Annotated in this window: 15 protein-coding genes and 1 pseudogene; 5 read left to right on the forward strand and 11 right to left on the reverse strand. The window is 68.6% G+C overall.

Annotated features, from left to right (window positions below):
- Positions 1 to 10: 10 nt before the first annotated feature.
- The 7 genes and pseudogenes from LXE91_RS21450 to LXE91_RS21480 form a co-directional block, all read right to left on the reverse strand.
- The gene (locus LXE91_RS21450) at positions 11 to 1,186 is read right to left on the reverse strand and encodes a cytochrome P450 (RefSeq protein WP_039360711.1); all 1,176 of its coding nucleotides are present in this window, start codon (positions 1,184 to 1,186) and stop codon (positions 11 to 13) included.
- Between the two features lie 101 nt (positions 1,187 to 1,287).
- A complete protein-coding gene (locus tag LXE91_RS21455) occupies positions 1,288 to 1,554 on the reverse strand; it encodes a YodC family protein (RefSeq protein ID WP_011354382.1) in 267 nt (88 codons plus the stop codon).
- 337 nt (positions 1,555 to 1,891) lie between these two features.
- Positions 1,892 to 2,752, reverse strand: a complete 861-nt coding sequence (locus LXE91_RS21460; protein WP_039366556.1) for an isocitrate lyase/PEP mutase family protein — start codon at positions 2,750 to 2,752, stop codon at positions 1,892 to 1,894.
- A gap of 186 nt (positions 2,753 to 2,938) precedes the next feature.
- Positions 2,939 to 4,605: pseudogene (locus LXE91_RS21465) on the reverse strand (ankyrin repeat domain-containing protein).
- A gap of 196 nt (positions 4,606 to 4,801) precedes the next feature.
- Complete coding sequence (locus LXE91_RS21470; RefSeq protein ID WP_039366553.1) at positions 4,802 to 5,230, reverse strand: GNAT family N-acetyltransferase; 429 nt, start codon at positions 5,228 to 5,230, stop codon at positions 4,802 to 4,804.
- A gap of 55 nt (positions 5,231 to 5,285) precedes the next feature.
- Complete coding sequence (locus tag LXE91_RS21475) at positions 5,286 to 6,146, reverse strand: MurR/RpiR family transcriptional regulator (protein ID WP_039366551.1); 861 nt, start codon at positions 6,144 to 6,146, stop codon at positions 5,286 to 5,288.
- Between the two features lie 55 nt (positions 6,147 to 6,201).
- Positions 6,202 to 6,555, reverse strand: coding sequence for a YgiW/YdeI family stress tolerance OB fold protein (locus LXE91_RS21480; RefSeq protein ID WP_039366549.1), 354 nt, complete (start codon positions 6,553 to 6,555; stop codon positions 6,202 to 6,204).
- Positions 6,556 to 6,787: 232 nt separating this feature from the next.
- Here LXE91_RS21480 and LXE91_RS21485 point away from each other — a divergent pair, with 232 nt between their 5' ends.
- A complete protein-coding gene (locus tag LXE91_RS21485) occupies positions 6,788 to 7,450 on the forward strand; it encodes a response regulator (protein ID WP_039366547.1) in 663 nt (220 codons plus the stop codon).
- Positions 7,447 to 8,823, forward strand: a complete 1,377-nt coding sequence (locus LXE91_RS21490) for an ATP-binding protein (RefSeq protein WP_039366545.1) — start codon at positions 7,447 to 7,449, stop codon at positions 8,821 to 8,823. Before LXE91_RS21485 ends, LXE91_RS21490 begins: the two co-directional genes overlap by 4 nt.
- Positions 8,824 to 9,099: 276 nt before the next feature.
- Here LXE91_RS21490 and LXE91_RS21495 read toward each other — a convergent pair whose 3' ends face one another.
- On the reverse strand, positions 9,100 to 9,828 hold the full coding sequence (locus LXE91_RS21495; RefSeq protein ID WP_039366543.1) for an NAD(P)-dependent oxidoreductase: 729 nt from the start codon (positions 9,826 to 9,828) through the stop codon (positions 9,100 to 9,102).
- Positions 9,829 to 10,020: 192 nt separating this feature from the next.
- Here LXE91_RS21495 and LXE91_RS21500 point away from each other — a divergent pair, with 192 nt between their 5' ends.
- Both LXE91_RS21500 and LXE91_RS21505 read left to right on the forward strand, forming a co-directional pair.
- Complete coding sequence (locus LXE91_RS21500; protein WP_039366541.1) at positions 10,021 to 10,467, forward strand: MarR family winged helix-turn-helix transcriptional regulator; 447 nt, start codon at positions 10,021 to 10,023, stop codon at positions 10,465 to 10,467.
- Positions 10,468 to 10,498: 31 nt separating this feature from the next.
- Positions 10,499 to 10,867, forward strand: coding sequence for an antibiotic biosynthesis monooxygenase family protein (locus tag LXE91_RS21505; RefSeq protein ID WP_039366539.1), 369 nt, complete (start codon positions 10,499 to 10,501; stop codon positions 10,865 to 10,867).
- Between the two features lie 1,250 nt (positions 10,868 to 12,117).
- Here LXE91_RS21505 and blaPEN-bcc read toward each other — a convergent pair.
- Positions 12,118 to 13,056 (reverse strand): PEN family class A beta-lactamase, Bcc-type, encoded by a 939-nt coding sequence (gene blaPEN-bcc, locus LXE91_RS21510; RefSeq protein ID WP_039366537.1) that lies wholly within the window; start codon positions 13,054 to 13,056, stop codon positions 12,118 to 12,120.
- A gap of 128 nt (positions 13,057 to 13,184) precedes the next feature.
- On the opposite strand from blaPEN-bcc, the gene penR reads away from it, so the two are divergent.
- Positions 13,185 to 14,075 carry a beta-lactamase transcriptional regulator PenR gene (gene penR, locus LXE91_RS21515; RefSeq protein WP_039366535.1) on the forward strand — a complete coding sequence of 297 codons (891 nt, stop codon included), beginning with the start codon at positions 13,185 to 13,187 and terminating at the stop codon, positions 14,073 to 14,075.
- A 497-nt stretch (positions 14,076 to 14,572) separates the two neighbouring features.
- Here penR and LXE91_RS21520 read toward each other — a convergent pair whose 3' ends face one another.
- Positions 14,573 to 14,824, reverse strand: coding sequence for a hypothetical protein (locus LXE91_RS21520; protein WP_011354368.1), 252 nt, complete (start codon positions 14,822 to 14,824; stop codon positions 14,573 to 14,575).
- A 96-nt stretch (positions 14,825 to 14,920) separates the two neighbouring features.
- Positions 14,921 to 17,143, reverse strand: coding sequence for an amylo-alpha-1,6-glucosidase (locus LXE91_RS21525; RefSeq protein WP_039366530.1), 2,223 nt, complete (start codon positions 17,141 to 17,143; stop codon positions 14,921 to 14,923).
- Positions 17,144 to 17,167: the final 24 nt, after the last annotated feature.

Raw genomic sequence — 17,167 nt, forward strand, 5'->3', positions numbered from 1 at the left:
TCTTTCCCCTTCACCGTGCCGCGTCGAACTTCGGCATCCTGACGTTGGTCGACGCGCGGTAGTCCCACGCCAGCCCGTCGCGCGGCGGTACGCCGCCCGCCCGCAGCCACGCCCCGAACGCCCCCGCCGTCACCGCCCGCGCGATCCGCTCGCCCGGGCAACCATGCGGCCCCGTGCCGAAGCCGAAATTCGGCCCGGCCGCGCGGCCGGGCATGAACCTCTGCGGATCGCGATGCACGGCCGGGTCGCGGTTCGCGGCGGCGAGCACGACGAGAATCGCATCGCCGGCTTCGACGGTCACGCCTTCGATCGTCGAGCGCGATGCAACGAAGCGGCGCGTGTTCTGCACCGGTGAGTCGAAGCGCCCGACTTCGCCGACGAATGCGTCGAGCGCGGCATCGTCCGGCGTGACGCGCGCGGCATTCGCCCCCGCTTCCCCGTGCCACGCCACCAGCGTATTGCCGAGCCATGCGGCGGTCGCCTCGCAGGTCTGCGACAGCAGCCCGACGAGATTCGCGACCAGCGCGCCGCTTGCCTGCCAGCCCGACGCGCGGGCCGCCTGCTGGACGGCGGCAACGAGCGTGCCGTCGTGCGCATGCGTCCGCGCGACGCGCTCCGTCATCCGGTCGAGCAGCGCTCGCGCCGCGTCGCTCGCGCGGGCCAGTGCCGCGGCATCCGACAACGGCGACAGCGCGGCGACGAAATCGACGACCTGCGCCGCGATACCGTCGAGCTGCGTCTCGTCGAAGCCGAGCAGATCGGCAACCGCGCAAACGGGCACCGTCATGCACCACGCGTTCAGCGCGCCGGCATCGCCCGGCGCCGGCAAGCGCCGCGCGGCAACCTGCGCGGCACGGTCGCGCAGCGCCGCCGGGTCGATCGGCGCGAACGCCGTGCGCAGCGCCTGCTTCGGCACGTCGTGCCGCAACACACCATCGTTCATGCGCACCAGCTCGCCGAACAGCGCGCCGGCCGTCGTACCGCGCAATGCGGGCGGCACGGGGGCGTCCAGCGGGCGAACCCGGCAGGCCGGATGACCGAGCACGGCCGTCACGGCGGCCGCGCGGCTCGCGACCCACAGGCCGAGCGTGGCGTCGAACGCGAGCGGCGGCCCGTCGACGAGCGCCGCATAGTAGGGATAGGGATCGCGGTGCGTGACCGCTGCGATGGGATCGGTCGGGTTCATGCAGACAGTATCGGGGCAGCGCACTGCCGCATGTTTCGGGCTGACGTGAAATGTCGCGGCGCGGGTACCGGGCATGGCGGCATCGCGACGAAAGCCGATCGTCAGGCCGCCGACCGGTAGCGATGCGACTGCATCCGCATGCGGACGCGCCCGGCCGAAATCGCGCGCGGCTCGGGCACCACCGTGTCGTGGGGGAACATTTCCTGCCGGAATTCGCCGTTTTCGTCGAACCACTGGCAGATCAGCCAGTCGCCGTCGTCGAATACGACCGGCCCGGCATAGGTGACGGTCATGCGCGGGCCGCCCGTCTTCAGCGTCACGACATCGCCGACGCGAAACCTGACGCGTTGATTTTCTCGGTTCGTCATCGCTCTCTCAGCATATTTATATATCGATATTCCCGGGGGCTTGCCAACCGTTCATTCGAACGTGCCGCAGATTATCAATCAAAAAATCAGCCGGCAACTCCCGCGTTCAAAAACATACTGAACGGGAAAATGCAACAATGCGCGGCATCGACGCGCGCGGCGCTCACCCGATCGCCCGATCCGGCGCGGCTTGTGCGCCGGCGCCGGTCGAACGGGCGGGAATGCGGAGAATAGACGATGTATTTTGCGTCGTCACCGACGTTTAATTCGAACGCGAAATCGGTTGATTATTGTCAATCAACATTTGATTGGAAACGATCCCACGCTTTATCGACGCTCATTCCCCGAACAAAACCGGCGAATTATCGGGTGACGCAAACCAGCGGTTGATATCGCGCCCGGGCACGGCAGCTTGCGTAAATGTAAACGTGCCGTCCTGCGCCATCTCCTTCGCCGCGCGCAGAAAGGCGCCGAGCGCGGCCCGCGCCAGCGCGCCGCCGACGCTCACGCGCTTCACGCCGAGCGCCGCCAGCGCGTCGAGGCTCAGCAAGCCGCCCTGCAGCCCCATCACGACGTTCACGGGCGCACCGACCGCCTGCGTCACCGCCGCGATATCGTCCGCATCGGTGATGCCCGGCGCGTACAGCACGTCGGCGCCCGCGTCGCGATAGGCGACGAGCCGGGCGATCGTGTCGGCGAGGTCGTGGCGGCCATGCAGGTAGTTTTCGCAGCGCGCGGTCAGCGTGAACGGAAACGGCAGCGCGCGTGCCGCGTCGACGGCCGCCGCGATGCGCTCGATCGCCGCTTCGCGCGCGTAGATCGGCGCGTCGGCGCGGCCCGTCGCGTCCTCGATCGAGCCGCCCACCGCGCCGGCCTCGGCCGCGAGCCGGATCGTTTCGGCCACCGTGGCGGGCGCGTCGCCGAAGCCGTTCTCCAGATCGGCGCTGACGGGCAAACCGCCCGCGGAAACGATCTCGGCGATGTGATCGAGCATCGCGTCGCGGTCGATCGCGTTGTCGGGCTGCCCTTTCGAGAACGCATAGCCGGCACTCGTGGTCGCGAGCGCCTCGAAGCCGGCCATCGCGAGCAGGCGCGCGGTGCCGGCGTCCCACGGGTTCGGGATGATGAACGCGCCGGGGCGCGCATGCAGGGCGCGGAAGGCTTCGGCTTGGCGGGCTTGCAGGTCGGAACGGGTCATCGCGGACTCCGGAAGGAAGTTGACGACCGAGCTTACGCCGGTCGTGCACGCGACGTTTCAGCGTTCGCCGAAATGTCGGCGCGCGACTGGAAAAACCTGGCGCGTCGACTGTACGCCAGCAGCCGGCGACGAGCGGGCCGGCGCCGCCACCGGCGCGTTAGCGGCTCATTAGCGGCCCACGATCGTTCAGATCGATGCGGTCGGCCCGCCGTCGATGCCGAGCAACACGTCGGTGACGGCCTCGGAGAAGCGCATCTTGCGGCCGTCGATCAGCACGTCGTCCGGGTTCGACGGGTCACGCGTGGCGTGCGGCACGCCGTGCGCGAGCAGCACCCGCGCGCAAGCCTCCCAGTCGGCGGCGCCGACATGCTCCGGTTCGTTGACGGATGCCCAGGACAACGTGCCGAGCGCGTCGCTCCCGAACCCGTGCATGTCGCGCCAGTTCGCGCCGTGCGCGAGCAGGAACGCCAGCAAGCCCGCGTCGCCGCGGAACACCGCGTGATTCAGCGCGCTCGCGTCCCAGTCGCCGCCCCGCGCGGCGATCGGCCAGCCCAGTTCGACCATGACCTTCACCGCGTCGCCCGAGCCCCATGCGGCGGCGTCCGGCAACAACCGCAGCTGTTCATCCGGCAGCGCGCCGGGCAGTTCGGGATGGCGCGCTCGGATACGCCGCGCGTCGCCGGCGTCGGCGCGCGCGCAGGCCGCCACGAACGCGTCCGCCGCGTCGAGCGTCTCCTCCGCGCCGGCCGCACGCAACAACGCCGCGACGTCGGACAGCCCGGCCTGCATCGCCAGCCGGTACGCACTGACGCCGGTCGGGGTTCGCGCGCCGGGATCGGCGCCGGCCGCCAGCAGCGCGGCGACATGGCGCGCGGAGCAGCGCACGCCGATCGCCCGCAACAACGGCGCCCCCAGGTCTGCGCCAGCCCCGGTCCGGGCGGCTCGTTCGGGTCGCCGCCATGCGCGAGCAGCAGTTCGAGCGCATCCGCGTCGTGCATGTCGAACGTGCGCCGCAACGCATTCGTCCCGCCCACCCGCGCGCCGTGTTCGAGCAGCACGCGCGTGCAGGCCGGATTCTCCACCGAGTGATACAGCGATTCGCCGTCGTTCGGATCGGCGCCGGCTTCGAGCAGCATCGCGGTGAGCACCGGATCGCGATTGACGCCCGCTGCACCGTACAGCGCCGACAGCGGCCCCGCTTCGTCGGGTTCGGCGAGCGAAGCCGGCGGAAAGCGGTTGCCGATTCGCTGGTTCGGGTCGGCCCCGGCATCGAGCAGAAGACGCGCGCAGGCGCGCAGCCTGGCGGCAAATTCGGGAAGCTGCCCGAGCCGCGAATGCGTGACGGCGACCAACGGCGGCAGCTTCAGCGCGCCGCCTGCACGCGCGACCCAGCCCGGATCGGCGGCCAGCGCCGCCTTCACGGCGTCGAGATCGCCGGCCGCGCAAGCAACGGTTGGATCGCCGGCAACGAGATCCGGATGGTCGAGCAGCAATTGCGCGGCGACGCGCGGCCGGGGCGCGTCGAAGCCGCCGGTCACGTCGCCGCCGTACGCCAGGTCGAGCCAGCGCCGGATCAACTGCGCGCGCTGTTGCCCCGCCAGCGCATGCGTTTCGACGAACGCGCCGAGATCGGCCCATGACGCGAAACCGTACTCGCGTGCAATGCAGGACTGCGCGTCATGCAGCCGAAGCCCGAGCGCGAGCGCTTCGTCGTGCGTGCGGTTCGCGGCGGAAGGGAGAAACCGGACAAAGCGCGCGACGGCATCGGCGTCACCTTGCCGGTACAGGCGCAACAATGCCTTGGCCTGCTTTTTCAGATGATCGGGATGGGCCCCGGGAGGCAGCTTTTTCATGCGAATCCTCGTGCAGTGAATGGCCGAAGGTCCGCAATACCGCCAGCACAAAGGACAGGGGGAAAGCTGAATTTGCTGCGACAGGTGGGTTCAACCCTTTCCGCGGACCCGGAAGCGACCTGCATCGCTGCCCGGTATCCTAGGCGACGGCCGGCGACGCCGTCAACCGCGCCGCACGTTGCAGCGGCGATGGCACTCAGCCTGCAGCGAGCTTCTTCGTCAGGAAAATACGCGAGTGTCCGACCGGATAATCCGGCAGCTCGCCGAAGCGGACATAGCCGCGTTTCTCGTAGAACGGCCGCGCCTGGAAGTCGAACGTATCGAGCCACGCGCTGTGGCAGCCGCGCGCGACGGCTTCCGCCTCGGCCAGATCCATGATGCGCGTGCCCGCGCCCTGGCCGCGCGCGGCCTCGGGCACCACGAGCAGGTCGACGTGCAGCCAGCCGTACGCCGTGCTGCCCCACAAGCCCCCCACCACCGCGCCCTCGCCATCGGTCACGACCACGGCCAGCGCACGGGCGTCGTTCGGACCGGCCCGGCTTTCGTTGAACCGGACGAGCGGCGCGACGATCTGCTTGCGAACGTTCGCATCGCCCGCGTCCGTCACCTCGTATGTGAACGTCATCGGTTGAATCCGCTTGAATCGAAAAGAAGGCAGGGTTGAAGCCGCACGAACCGCGTCAAACGACGTAAGCGCCCTTCGCGTGCAGTTCCGCTTCCGTGCGCTCGAGCGCGGCGATCGCATCGCTGCCTTCGAGCGCCAGCAACTGCGCGACCAGCGCTTCGGCCATCGCATGCGCGGCCACCAGCGACGGGAAGAACGACGGGCTGTCGTGCGTGAAGATCAGTTGCGCATCCGCGTGCAGTGCGATCGGCGACACCGCGCTATCGGTGATCGCGACGATCCGGCTGCCCTGCGCCTTCGCGGCCTGCGCGACGCGGGTCGCTTCCTGCGAATACGGCGCGAAGCTGACGACGACGGTCACGCTCTGCTTCGCGATCGTGCGCAGCTCCATTTCGAGCGAACCGGCGACGCCATTGAGCAGCGACACGCTCGGACGGAACAGCCGGTAGCCGTACACGAAGCCGAACGCGACCGGATAACACGACCGAAACCCCGCGACATGCACGTGCGACGCCTTGCGGATCAGTTTCGCGGCATCCACGAGCGTGTGCTCGTTCTGCGCGGCGGTGGCCGACAGGTTGTGTTGTTGCGCGGCCAGCAGGTCGTGCGCGAGCGACGCCTTCGCGTCGGGCCGCACGAGCGAACGCGCCCGTTGCGTGAGCGGCTCGGGGCGCGTGCGCACGCGCGCGACGCACAGGTCGCGCAGCTCGTTCCAGCCGGGGAAGCCGAATTGCTGCGCGAGCCGCACGAGCGACGCAGGCTGCACCTGCGCGCGCTGGGCGACCTTGCGCATCGACGAGGTGGCGACTTCGTCGGGATGATCGAGCAGGAAGGCGGCGCCCGCCTGGAATTGCGGGCTCAGCTCGGAAAATTGCGCCCGGATCCGGGACGCGAGTTCGTCGAAATTGGCGGCCATCTTGGTGGGTACGGGAACCGGTCGTCCATGGTATCACCGGCCCCGCGCGCACCGGTCAGCGCAGCACTTCGACGTGATCGGCGTCGACCTTCACGCTGCCCGACCATTTGCGCTCGAATTCGCCGGTCACCTTCACTTCGTTCTTGTCGCTGACGGGCTGGCCGGCCGCCCACAGCTTGTGGTCGATCTCGACGCGGATCGTGCCGGTCGCATCGGCGAATTCGTAATCCTCGCCGCCGACATGCTTGACGATGCGGCCCTGCAACTGCACGTGCTGGTCGTCCTTGCCGTTTGCGAGCAGCTCCTTCACGGTGGTCGTGGTCAGTGCGGACGGCCCCGTGTATTGCGCGTAGACGGCGGCAGGCAGCGTGGCGAGCGCAACCGTCAGGATTCTGGCCAGGTGTTTCATGATGTCGGTCCTCTTCTTCGATGTGACGCCGCGCCCCGTTGAGCACGACGGCGCCAGATTACGGACCGTAAGATTAAGCAAACCTGAAGGGTGTGCCGAAGCGACACGGTGCCGCATTGGACGAGTACGAAGGCGCGCCGCGTGCCGCCCGCATTTAAGGTCCGCCTAAGTCACGGGCGCTTATCATGGGAACCCCGGGCGCCACGACGCCCCGTTGAAGAGACACCCATTCATGCGCGTATTGCTCGTCGAGGATGATCCGCTGATCGGCAGCGGGCTCGAACAAGGCCTCAAACAGGAAGGCTTCGCGGTCGACTGGGTCAAGGACGGCGACGCCGCGTCGCTCGCGCTGCGCGCGACCGGCTACGGCCTGCTGCTGCTCGATCTCGGGCTGCCGAACCGCGACGGCCTGTCGGTACTCGCCGCGCTGCGCCGCCGCGACGAAACCCTCCCCGCGATCATCATCACCGCGCGCGACGGCGTGCCCGACCGCATCGCGGGCCTCGACAGCGGCGCGGACGACTATCTCGTCAAGCCGTTCGAGCTCGATGAATTGCTCGCCCGTATCCGCGCGGTGACCCGCCGCCATGCGGGCCGCGCGCAGACGACGCTCGTGATCGGCCCGCTGCGGCTCGACCCCGTCAAGCACCTCGTCTGGCTCAACGACGACGAAGTGCCGCTGTCGCCGAAGGAGTTCGTGCTGCTGCACGAGCTGATGCGCGACCCGGGCGCGGTGATTTCGCGCGAGCAGTTCGAGGAACGGCTGTACAGCTGGGGCGAGGAAATCGAGAGCAACGCCGTGCAGGTGCATATCCACAACCTGCGCAAGAAGCTCGGCCACGACACGATCCGCACGGTGCGCGGCGTCGGCTACCGGATCGGTGACGGCGCATGACGCGCATCCAACGCGCGATCGCGCGATGGCGCAACGCGTCGCTGCGGCGGCGCCTGCTGACGTGGCTGATGCCGGCCGCCTGCGTGATCGGCCTCGTCGCGAGCGCGGGCACCTACTGGGGCGCGCTGCGCGAACTCGACGACCTGCTCGACGACCAGATGCGCAGCATGTCGAAGCAGATCGTCGTCGGCCCGAACGGCGAGCTGTCGTTCAGCAACCACGCGAACGGCAAGCACGGCTTCGAAGCGAGCGACCCCGACGCGGTGCTGCTGCAGGTCTGGCGCAACGGCACGCTCGTGTATTCGACCGACCGCGATTCGAAACTGCCGCCGCCCGAGCAGAAAGGCATCGCGAGCGTCGATGTCGACGGCCAGCCGTGGCGCACCTATGTGACCGAGCGAGGCGGCACGACGATCCGGCTCGCGCAGGCACGGCACGCCCGATGGGAAGCGATCGCCGGCATCGCCGTGCACCTGCTGTGGCCCGTGTTCTCGATGCTGCCGCTGCTCGCGATCGGCCTGTGGTTCGGCATCGGTGCGGGGTTGCGGCCGCTGCGCACGATTGCATCCGGCCTCAAACGCAGGAATGCGAACAATCTCGAGCCGGTCGACGTCGGCTCGATGCCGAACGAAGTCCGGCCGCTCGCCGAAGCGATCAACGACCTGCTCGCGCGCCTCGACCGCTCGTTCACGCTGCAGCGCCACTTCATCGCCGATGCTGCGCACGAACTGCGCACGCCGATCATGGGGCTGTCGATCCAGTCGCAATTGCTGCGGCGCGCGGCGACCGCCGAAGAGCGCGAGCACATCCTCGCGCAGATCCATGCGGGCACCACGCGCCTCGGCCACCTCGCCGAGCAGTTGCTGACGCTCGCGCGCCTCGAGCCCGACGCGCAGGCTGCCGCCTCCGCGTCGGCCCCGGTCGATCTCGCCGCGCTGTGCCGATCGGTGGTATCAGATCGCACGCGCGTCGCCGACGCGCACCGGATCGATCTCGGCGCGATCGTGTCGACGCCGGTGATGACGTCGGGCAATGCGGACACGTTGCGCGTGCTGCTGAACAACCTCGTCGACAACGCGATCCGCTACGCGGGCGACGGTGCGCGCGTCGATGTGTCCGCGCGGATCGACGGCACGACGCCCGTGCTCGAAGTCGCCGACGACGGCCCCGGGATCCCGGAAGCCGAACGCACCGACGTATGGGAGCGCTTCTATCGCGGCGAAGGCGCGCAGGCCGTCACGTCGTCGGGCAGCGGGCTCGGGCTGTCGATCGTCAAGCGGATCGCCGAACAGCACCGCGCGACGGTCGCGCTCAGCACGACGCACGGCGGACGCGGGCTGACCGTCACGGTGCGCTTTTCCGCACCGGCGTAGCGCACGCATCGCACGGCTTGTCCACAGATTGTGTTGGCAAGCCTGTGGACAACCTGCGGCCAGCAACACCAAGTCGTTGATGGAAAAAGACTTGTCGGTCGTGCACCGGCAATGCGCGTTGCCGCGCCGGACGGATGCATCTCCCGGCCCGGCGCGCGCCGGATGCGCACACGTTCGAGGCAGTCCGGCGGGCACACGGCTGCCCTGCGCGCCCCGCCCGACGGGTGGCCCGCCATCGTCGCCGCGGCGCGCTGCAACGGTCACGCCGTGCCATGCCTAACGACCCGGCGGCACGCGCGGCTCCGACATCGCCTGTTCGACCGCCGCGCGGGCCGCCAACGCGGAGCGCGTGCGGCGCCCGCAGATCGCCGGTGCGCGGCGGATCAGCGTATCGTCGGTCAGCGCCGCGACCATGAACAGCGCAAAGTCGATCCGGCGCGTGCGGTTGCTCGCGAGGATCGCATCGCCGACGTGCTCGCTCCACACCGGCAACCCGTCGCTCCCCCCTTCCTCCAGGTTGCTGCCTCGAACCACAGTCCAGCGCGCGTCGCTCGCGAACACGCGCCGGCAGGCCTCCACCTGATCGTCGATCTCGCCGACCCGCAACAGCCGCAGCAGCCAGCCGCCGATCGCCACCGCCGCGCGGATCGACATCGGATAGACATCCTTGCCATCCCGCGTGATGTGCCAGCCGCACGAGAACACGAGCCGCGCGTGCGCCGGCGCGAAATCCAGCACGGCTTGCGCGGTTCCGGATGCGTAGCGCTGCATGCCCCACGGCACGAGCACGGTCAGCACGCCGTCGCAGCCGGCCACGGCCTGCTCGATCACCCGGCGATCGTCGGTCGCGCCGGGCACGATCGTGATGCGATCCCCGAAACCGGCGAGCTTCGCCACGCTTGCCGCACGACACACGGCGACAACTTCGTAGCCGCGCTCCAGCGCATGCCGAACCATGTAGCGCCCGAGCTTGCCCGACGCGCCGACGATGCAGATTTTCTTCATGTTCTTCCGTCACCTCAAAAAATCCGGGCAGGATGGTGCCCGGTCGTCCCCGGACCGGCATTGTGCACGCGCCGCCGGCGGGGCGGCAATGCCGGCGGCGGTCACGCCCGGCACGCATACGGCGACAATTGACAACCAGTTGTCAATTTAGCAGAATGGTCATCGATCGATACTCGACGACCCGCTTCGACCATGACGAAATCCGCGAAATTGACCGCCGTCGCACTGTCTGTATTCCGGCTGAACGGCCTGCTGATCGAATGGGGCAATACCTTTTCCGAGCCGCACGGCCTGACCAGCGCGCGCTGGCAGGTGCTGGGCGCCATTGCGATGGCGACGGAGGCCCCGAGCATCCCGCAGATCGCCGACGCGATGGGCATCACGCGGCAGGCGGTGCTGAAACAGATCAACGTGCTGACCGGCGACGGGCTGGTCGATGCGCTGCCCAATCCGGCGCACAAGCGCTCCCCGTTGTATGCGCTGACGCCTCGCGGCGAGGCGGCCTATCAGGCCGTGGTCGGGCAGTGGCAACAGCATGTCCGCGAGATCGCGGGCAACTTCAGTTCGGCCGACCTGGACGCGGCCATTCGTGTGTTATCGGCGATGTCCAGCGCTCACGGTGCCGATGCGCCGGCGTGATCGCCCATTCCCCTTACCCACGGGAGTTTCCATGCTGCAATTCAAGCCGATGGATCCGGCGTTTCCGATCCAGCAACAGATTGGCGTCGACGCGGAGCCGGTCGTCCTCGTCAACGTGTTCACCCTGGCCCCCGAGGACGAAACGGCGTTTCTCGCGGTATGGCAGGACGATGCGGAATTCATGAAGCGACAGCCGGGATTCATCTCGACCCAGCTCCATCGCGCGCTCGGCGATAGCCCGACCTACCTGAACTACGCGATCTGGGAATCGACGGCGGCGTTTCGCGCGGCGTTCAAGCATCCCGAGTTCGCGTCGAAACTCTCCACCTATCCGTCGTCCGCCGTGGCCAGCCCGCACCTGTTCCGGAAAGTCGGCGTGGCCGGTATCTGCACGGCGTGAGCGCACGCGCGCGTCGGGGCAACGTGTGGCATCCGCCCGTGTCCGGCGTCCCGATGGCGCGCCCCGACTTCTCCACAGAAAATGTTGGCAAGCTTGTGGATATCCTGCGCACCGCGACGCTAAACCCTTGATCCGATGGACTTTGGCATGCGTGATGCAGACGAGACCCCGGCGATGGCCAGCGCATACCCCGCTTCGCCGCACTTGGCATCACGACGCCACGACGATGCACGCCGCAGCCGGTTCACACGCGCTCGACACGCGTGGCGCCACTTACCCACAGAATTTGTTGGCAAGCTTGTGGATATCCTGCGCAAGCCTGCGCTAACCCATTGATCGGGCTACGGTTCATGCTCGGCGTCACGGTTGCGGCACCCTGCGGCCCGGAGCTGCACGCAAGCGCACGATCCCGCGCAGCAGCAGCGCATCACCGTCGCCTTGACGCTCGCGCCCGCCACGCGTCAAGATCACGCGAGCCGCGCGCGGCCGCGCATCATCGGCTTTGCACGACGGCTCAACGGGCCGGCCATTCCGCCGGCGCCGCACCACGACACCTCACTCCGAGGAAGACCATGGAACACTTCACCGCGTGGCAGTTGGTCGTCTCACTCGTGCTGGTCGCCGTCGTCATCTATCCGTACGTCCGCATCGTTCGGCGCACCGGGCATTCGGGCTGGTGATCCTGACGATGTTCGTCCCGGTCCTGAACTTCATCATGTTGTGGGTGTTCGCGTTCGCGCGCTGGCCCACCGTCGACGATCGGCAGCCCTGATCGTCGCCCTCGCGGCCGCCAGGCTTGTCCACAGATTTTGTTGGCAAGCATGTGGATAGCCTGCGCATACCGCGACCAAGCGCTTGATCCGTAAGACTTTGTCCGCGCCGCTTCAAATGCGGCACGCGGCCGGGAAAGTGCCGCTCGCACGCCCATTCACCACGTGGGGGGCGCCTGCCGCGCGAGCGAACCGGCTTGTCCACAGATTGTGTTGGCAAGCGTGTGGACAGCCTGCGCATACCAGGGCCAAGCGCTTGATCCGTAAGACTTTGTCCGCGCTGCTTCAAACGCGGCACGGCGGCCCGCGCCACGCCCGATGCGGCCGCGCGCGGGCTTGTCCACAATTTTTGTTGGCAAGCATGTGGATATCCTGAGCATGCGTGACCTAAGTCGTTGATCGCACAACGTTTGATCACGCGGGTCACGGTTGCGGCACGGCATGCACGCGGATCGCGTCATGCACGTCGTGCCGCCCGCTTCAACCGAATGCCCGGACCACGATGCGTGCGACCGACGCAATCACGTCGTCCTTCGCGCGCGCATCGGCACGCGTCTGCGTGTAGTACACGACCAGCGCGATCGGCGCACCCGACGGCGACCACATGACACCCGCGTCGTTGGTCGTCCCGTAGTCGCCGGTGCCCGTCTTGTCGCCGACCGTCCACCCGGCCGGCACGCCCGCACGGAGCCGCTTGTCGCCGACCTTGTTGCCGCGCATCCAGGTAACGAGCTGCGCACGCTGCGCGGCCGGCAACGCATCGCCGAGCATCAGCGCGCGCATGCTCGCGGCCATCGCGGCCGGCGTCGTCGTGTCGCGCGGGTCGCCCGGCAGCGCGGTATTCAGTTCGGTCTCCCATCGATCGAGCCGGAACGCGTCGTCGCCGATCGAGCGCGCGTAGGCCGTCACCGCCGACGGGCCGCCGAGCAGCTTCATCAGCAGGTTCGCGGCCGAGTTGTCGCTGTACTGGATCGCGGCCTCGCACAGCGCGGCGACCGTCATGCCGTCGTCGACATGCTTCCCCGACACCGGCGAATAGTTGACGAGGTCAGCCTTGGTGTACGTCACACGCTGTTGCAGCAACGCCGGTCGATCGACGCTCTGCGCGAGCACCGCCGCGCTCAGCATCGCCTTGAACGTGCTGCAGAACGGGAAGCGCTCGTCCGCGCGATGTTCCGCGCGCCGCCCGGTCGCGATGTCGATCGCGCATACGCCGAGGCGGCCGCCCGCGCTGCGTTCGAGCTCGGCCAGCACCTGCCCGGCGGCAGCGGGCGTCACGGCCGCAGCCGCGGCTGCGGCGGCGGCAGTTGCGTCGTCCGGCGCCGCGGCCTGCCGCGACGCGCACGCGGCAACGCTCAACGCAAGCGGCGCCGTCGCAGCGGCCAGCAACAGGGTTCGACGTTTCGATGAGTAGGTCATGTCGGTTGTCTCGTGGTGGAATGTGAGCGAAAAGGTGTTGAACACGCCCGGCCGGCGAGACAGCACTATCGGGACTTTACGGTTGCCTGACAAGCAACGATAATTGAGCGCTGACAAAAGAAATTCTTATGACAAAGCTCCGCCCTCATCTTCCACTCAATGCGCTGCGCGCGTTCGAATCGTCGGCGCGCCACCTGAACTTCACACGCGCCGGCCTCGAGCTGAGCGTGACCCAGGCCGCGGTCAGCCAGCAGGTGCGCTCGCTCGAGGAGCGGCTCGGCTGCACGCTGTTCACGCGGCTGCCGCGCGGCCTCGGGCTCACCGACGAGGGGCGCGCGCTGCTGCCGGCGCTCAGCGACGCGTTCAGCCGCATCGAGACCGTGCTCAAGCAGTTCGACGGCGGGCGCTTCCACGAGGTGCTGACGCTCGGCGTCGTCGGCACCTTTGCCCTAGGCTGGCTAATGCCGCGCTTGAAGCAGTTCGGCGATACCCATCCGTTCGTCGAGCTGCGGATGCGGACCAACAACAACGTCGTCGACCTGGCCGCCGAGGGCCTCGACTTCGCGATCCGCTTCGGGGAGGGCAACTGGCCGACCACGCGCAACGAGCGTCTGCTCGACGCGCCGCTCACCGCGCTGTGCGCGCCGGACATCGCGCGGCGCCTCGCGCAACCGGCCGATCTCGCGAACGAAACGCTGCTGCGCTCGTACCGCACCGACGAATGGCACGGCTGGTTCGACGCCGCGCGGCTCGCGCCGTGGGCGGTCAACGGGCCCGTGTTCGATTCGTCGCGGCTGATGGTCGAGGCTGCGATGCAGGGTGCGGGCGTCGCGCTCGCGCCGGCGTGCATGTTCGCGCGCGAACTGCAGCTCGGCCTCCTCGCGCGGCCGCTCGACATCGACGTGCGCGCCGGCGGCTACTGGCTCACCTCGTTGAAGTCGAAACCGCTCACGCCGGCGATGACGCTCTTTCGCGACTGGATCGTGGCCGAGGCGGCCGCCACGGCGCAGGCCGGGTGACACGGCCCGGCTTGTCCACAGAAAGTGTTGGCAAGGATGTGGATATCCTGGGTACCCGGGGCCTAAGCCCTTGATCGTGCACGAATTAGCGTGCCGACGCAGAGATCGGGCAGCCTCTGTTCACGGGCTTCGCGAGCCGGCCCCGGGCGGGCCGATCCGCAACTGTCGCGACGCAATCGATTGCAAGTTGTCCACAGAATATGTTGGCAAGCCTGTGGATATCCTTCCAGCGCGGCGCGTAACACCCTGATACAAAAGGGGATTCGATTCACGGACCTTGCGAGGTCAACCCTGTGGCAGCGCCGGCGCTTTCGCACGGCCCGGGCCGCACCCGGCTCTCGGGGCCGGACAGTTCTCCACAGATTGTGTTGGCAAGCTTGTGGATATCCTGCGCACCGGCCACCTAACTCATTGAGCGCACGGGGTTTTGTGCTTCGTCTACAGAAACGGGCAGCCCCGGCCCAGCCCGTGCGGCAAGGGCCGGGGCCATCCGGGCATCAATGCCGGTCGAGCCCGCCGCGCAATTCGCTCGCCTTGTCGCGCAGCGCCTCGTAACCCGAGCGCGCATGCTCGGGCAGGTCGGGATCGCCGATCAGCGCGCCGAGCGTTTCGATCAGGCTGAACAGGATGCCCTTCGCCGCGCCGACCGCGATGCTCTGCGATTCGATCGACTTGTGCAGGTGGTCGACCGCCGCTTCCAGATTCTCGAGCTTGTGCTCGCTGTCGTCGGGCCGGTTGTCGGTCGTCATCGTCTACCTCCGCCATCGTTCAAGGGTCATGTCACGATTCTATGCCGCTGCACGCGAACGTGGCGCGACATCGCGCAACGTTCGCGCGGCGCCGCGCTACAGCACCGCGACCACCTTCACGCGGCCCGGCTGCTCCGCCGCCGCGACGACCTGCCCGTCGACACGGCGGAACGTGAGCGACACGGTTTCGTCACCGACGCGCAGCGCATCGATCCGCAGCCAGTCGACGCCTTCCGGCAGCGTCGGGCGCTCGACGCGCACCTCGTGGCGCGATGCGTCGATGCTCACGCCGAGGCACGCCTGCAGCATCATGAACGGCGCACCGGCCGCCCACGCCTGCGGCAGGCAGGCCACCGGATACGCGGTCGGCGGTTCGCCGCGCCGGCGCGGGAACCCGCAGAACAGCTCGGGCAGGCGCATCTCGAAGCTCACCGCCGCCTCGAACAGCGCGCGCAGCAGGTTCACCGCGGCTGTCTTGTCGCCGTAGCGCGCCAGTCCGCGCGCGATCAGCGCATTGTCGTGCGGCCACACCGAGCCGTTGTGATACGCCATCGGGTTGAAGCGCGGCTGGCCGGCCGCAAGCGTGCGGATGCCCCAACCCGTCTGGAACAGCGTCGAGCCGAGCACGCCGGCGACCGCCGCGCCGCGCTCGGCGTCGGGCAGCCCGAACGCGAGCAGGTGCCCCGCATTCGACGCGAACACGCGGCACAGGTCGCCATGACCATCGAGCGCGATGCCGTAGAAATCGCCTTCCGGCATCCAGAACAGCGCGTCGACCTGCTCGCGCAGCGTCTTCGCGCGCAGTGCGTAGCGCGTGGCGTCAATCGCGTGGCCGCGCCGGTGCGAGCACATCGACATCGCATCGAGCGCCGCGCACGCATACGCCTGCACTTCGACGAGCGCGATCGGGCCGTCCGGGAAGCGACCGTCCGCGTGGAACACCGAATCGTGGCTGTCCTTCCAGCCCTGGTTCGCGAGGCCGCGCTCCGACGTGCGTTGATAATCGAGCAGTCCGTAAGGATTGCGGTCGCACTTGTCGATCACCCATTGCGCGGCGCGCTCGAGCGCGGGCCACAGCTCGTCGATCAGCGCATCGTCGCCGGTGCGTTCGACGTACGCGCCCGCGAGCACGATGAACAGCGGCGTCGTATCGACCCCGCCGTAGTACAGCGCGAACGGCACCTCGCCCGTCGCGGCCATCTCGCTGCGGCGGAACTCGTGCATGATCTTGCCGGGCTCCGCGTCGCGAAATGCGGAAGTCTCGCGCGCCTGGTGCTCGGCCAGGAACCGCAGCACGCCGCGCGCGAGCGACGGCTGCAGCCACAGCATCTGCAGCGACGTGATCACCGCGTCGCGACCGAACGGCGTCGAGAACCACGGAATGCCCGCATACGGGTACGGCCCCGTGTCGAGCTGCGTCGTGAGCAGCCCGAGATCCGCGAGCGAGCGGTCGAGCCACGCGTCGAACAGCGGATTGCCGGTGTTCACGCGCGCCATCGATTCGCGCCGCGCGCGCATCTCGCGATGCACGCCGACGAGCGCGGTGCGCAGCGCGACGCGGCCGCATCCCGGCCCTTCCGCATGCGCGGGGCCGAGCGTCGCGTCGACGGTCAGGTAGATCGACACGCAGGCCTGCGCGGCGATCGTCAGCGTGTAGTCGGCACGATCGACCGACAGCGCATCGGGCGCTGGCGAGAAATGCACGGTCACGTTGCGCTCGACGCCGTCGAGGCCGTCATAGCGCAGCCGCACCGCGCCCGCGTCGACGCGCGGCGCCACCACGGTGCCGCGCTTCGGGCGCTGCGTGCCGCGCACCTCGAACATGTCCTTGAAATCGGCCGCGAACGACAGCGACAGCGGCACCTCGGCTTCGCTCGCGCCGTAGTTCGTCAGCGTCAGCGCTTCGTAAAGCACGTCGCCCGCGAGCACGCGCGTCCGCTCGATGTGGATCACGCCCTCGGGCGTTTCGTGGCCGCCGAGCGGCGGCAGCGGACGGTTCGTCAGGTGGGCGGTGAACGACGCGTTGTCGGCGCTCGTCGCGCCCGACAGCAGCGACGGCGCGCGGCCGCCGAAGGTCAGGCGCCACTTCGACAGCACGCGCATGTCGTCGACGAACAGGCCATCGTCGTGACCGCCGATGTCGCCGAGCGCGTCGCTGACCACGAACGCATCGCCGGATTTCAGCACGTACTGGTTGTTGCGCGCGAGAGCCTGCGGATCGGCTTCGGGCGCGATGAAGGCAGGGCCGGACGCGGGGGTCGGGGCAACAGGCGCGACTTGCGGCGCCTGGGTCGTCGTGGCTTCAGCGTGATTCGGCATCGATGCTCCTGTGTCGGGTCGCAA

Origin of the sequence: Burkholderia contaminans, from assembly GCF_029633825.1 — a bacterium.
Classification (GTDB): Bacteria; Pseudomonadota; Gammaproteobacteria; order Burkholderiales; family Burkholderiaceae; genus Burkholderia; species Burkholderia contaminans.

Excerpts from the sequence above, each read along its gene's own strand:
- LXE91_RS21450 (WP_039360711.1), bottom strand. The coding sequence starts at position 1,186 with ATGAACCCGACCGATCCCATCGCAGCGGTCACGCACCGCGATCCCTAT.
- LXE91_RS21455 (WP_011354382.1), bottom strand. The coding sequence starts at position 1,554 with ATGACGAACCGAGAAAATCAACGCGTCAGGTTTCGCGTCGGCGATGTC.
- LXE91_RS21460 (WP_039366556.1), bottom strand. The coding sequence starts at position 2,752 with ATGACCCGTTCCGACCTGCAAGCCCGCCAAGCCGAAGCCTTCCGCGCC.
- LXE91_RS21470 (WP_039366553.1), bottom strand. The coding sequence starts at position 5,230 with ATGACGTTCACATACGAGGTGACGGACGCGGGCGATGCGAACGTTCGC.
- LXE91_RS21475 (WP_039366551.1), bottom strand. The coding sequence starts at position 6,146 with ATGGCCGCCAATTTCGACGAACTCGCGTCCCGGATCCGGGCGCAATTT.
- LXE91_RS21480 (WP_039366549.1), bottom strand. The coding sequence starts at position 6,555 with ATGAAACACCTGGCCAGAATCCTGACGGTTGCGCTCGCCACGCTGCCT.
- LXE91_RS21485 (WP_039366547.1), top strand. The coding sequence starts at position 6,788 with ATGCGCGTATTGCTCGTCGAGGATGATCCGCTGATCGGCAGCGGGCTC.
- LXE91_RS21490 (WP_039366545.1), top strand. The coding sequence starts at position 7,447 with ATGACGCGCATCCAACGCGCGATCGCGCGATGGCGCAACGCGTCGCTG.
- LXE91_RS21495 (WP_039366543.1), bottom strand. The coding sequence starts at position 9,828 with ATGAAGAAAATCTGCATCGTCGGCGCGTCGGGCAAGCTCGGGCGCTAC.
- LXE91_RS21500 (WP_039366541.1), top strand. The coding sequence starts at position 10,021 with ATGACGAAATCCGCGAAATTGACCGCCGTCGCACTGTCTGTATTCCGG.
- LXE91_RS21505 (WP_039366539.1), top strand. The coding sequence starts at position 10,499 with ATGCTGCAATTCAAGCCGATGGATCCGGCGTTTCCGATCCAGCAACAG.
- blaPEN-bcc (WP_039366537.1), bottom strand. The coding sequence starts at position 13,056 with ATGACCTACTCATCGAAACGTCGAACCCTGTTGCTGGCCGCTGCGACG.
- penR (WP_039366535.1), top strand. The coding sequence starts at position 13,185 with ATGACAAAGCTCCGCCCTCATCTTCCACTCAATGCGCTGCGCGCGTTC.
- LXE91_RS21520 (WP_011354368.1), bottom strand. The coding sequence starts at position 14,824 with ATGACGACCGACAACCGGCCCGACGACAGCGAGCACAAGCTCGAGAAT.
- LXE91_RS21525 (WP_039366530.1), bottom strand. The coding sequence starts at position 17,143 with ATGCCGAATCACGCTGAAGCCACGACGACCCAGGCGCCGCAAGTCGCG.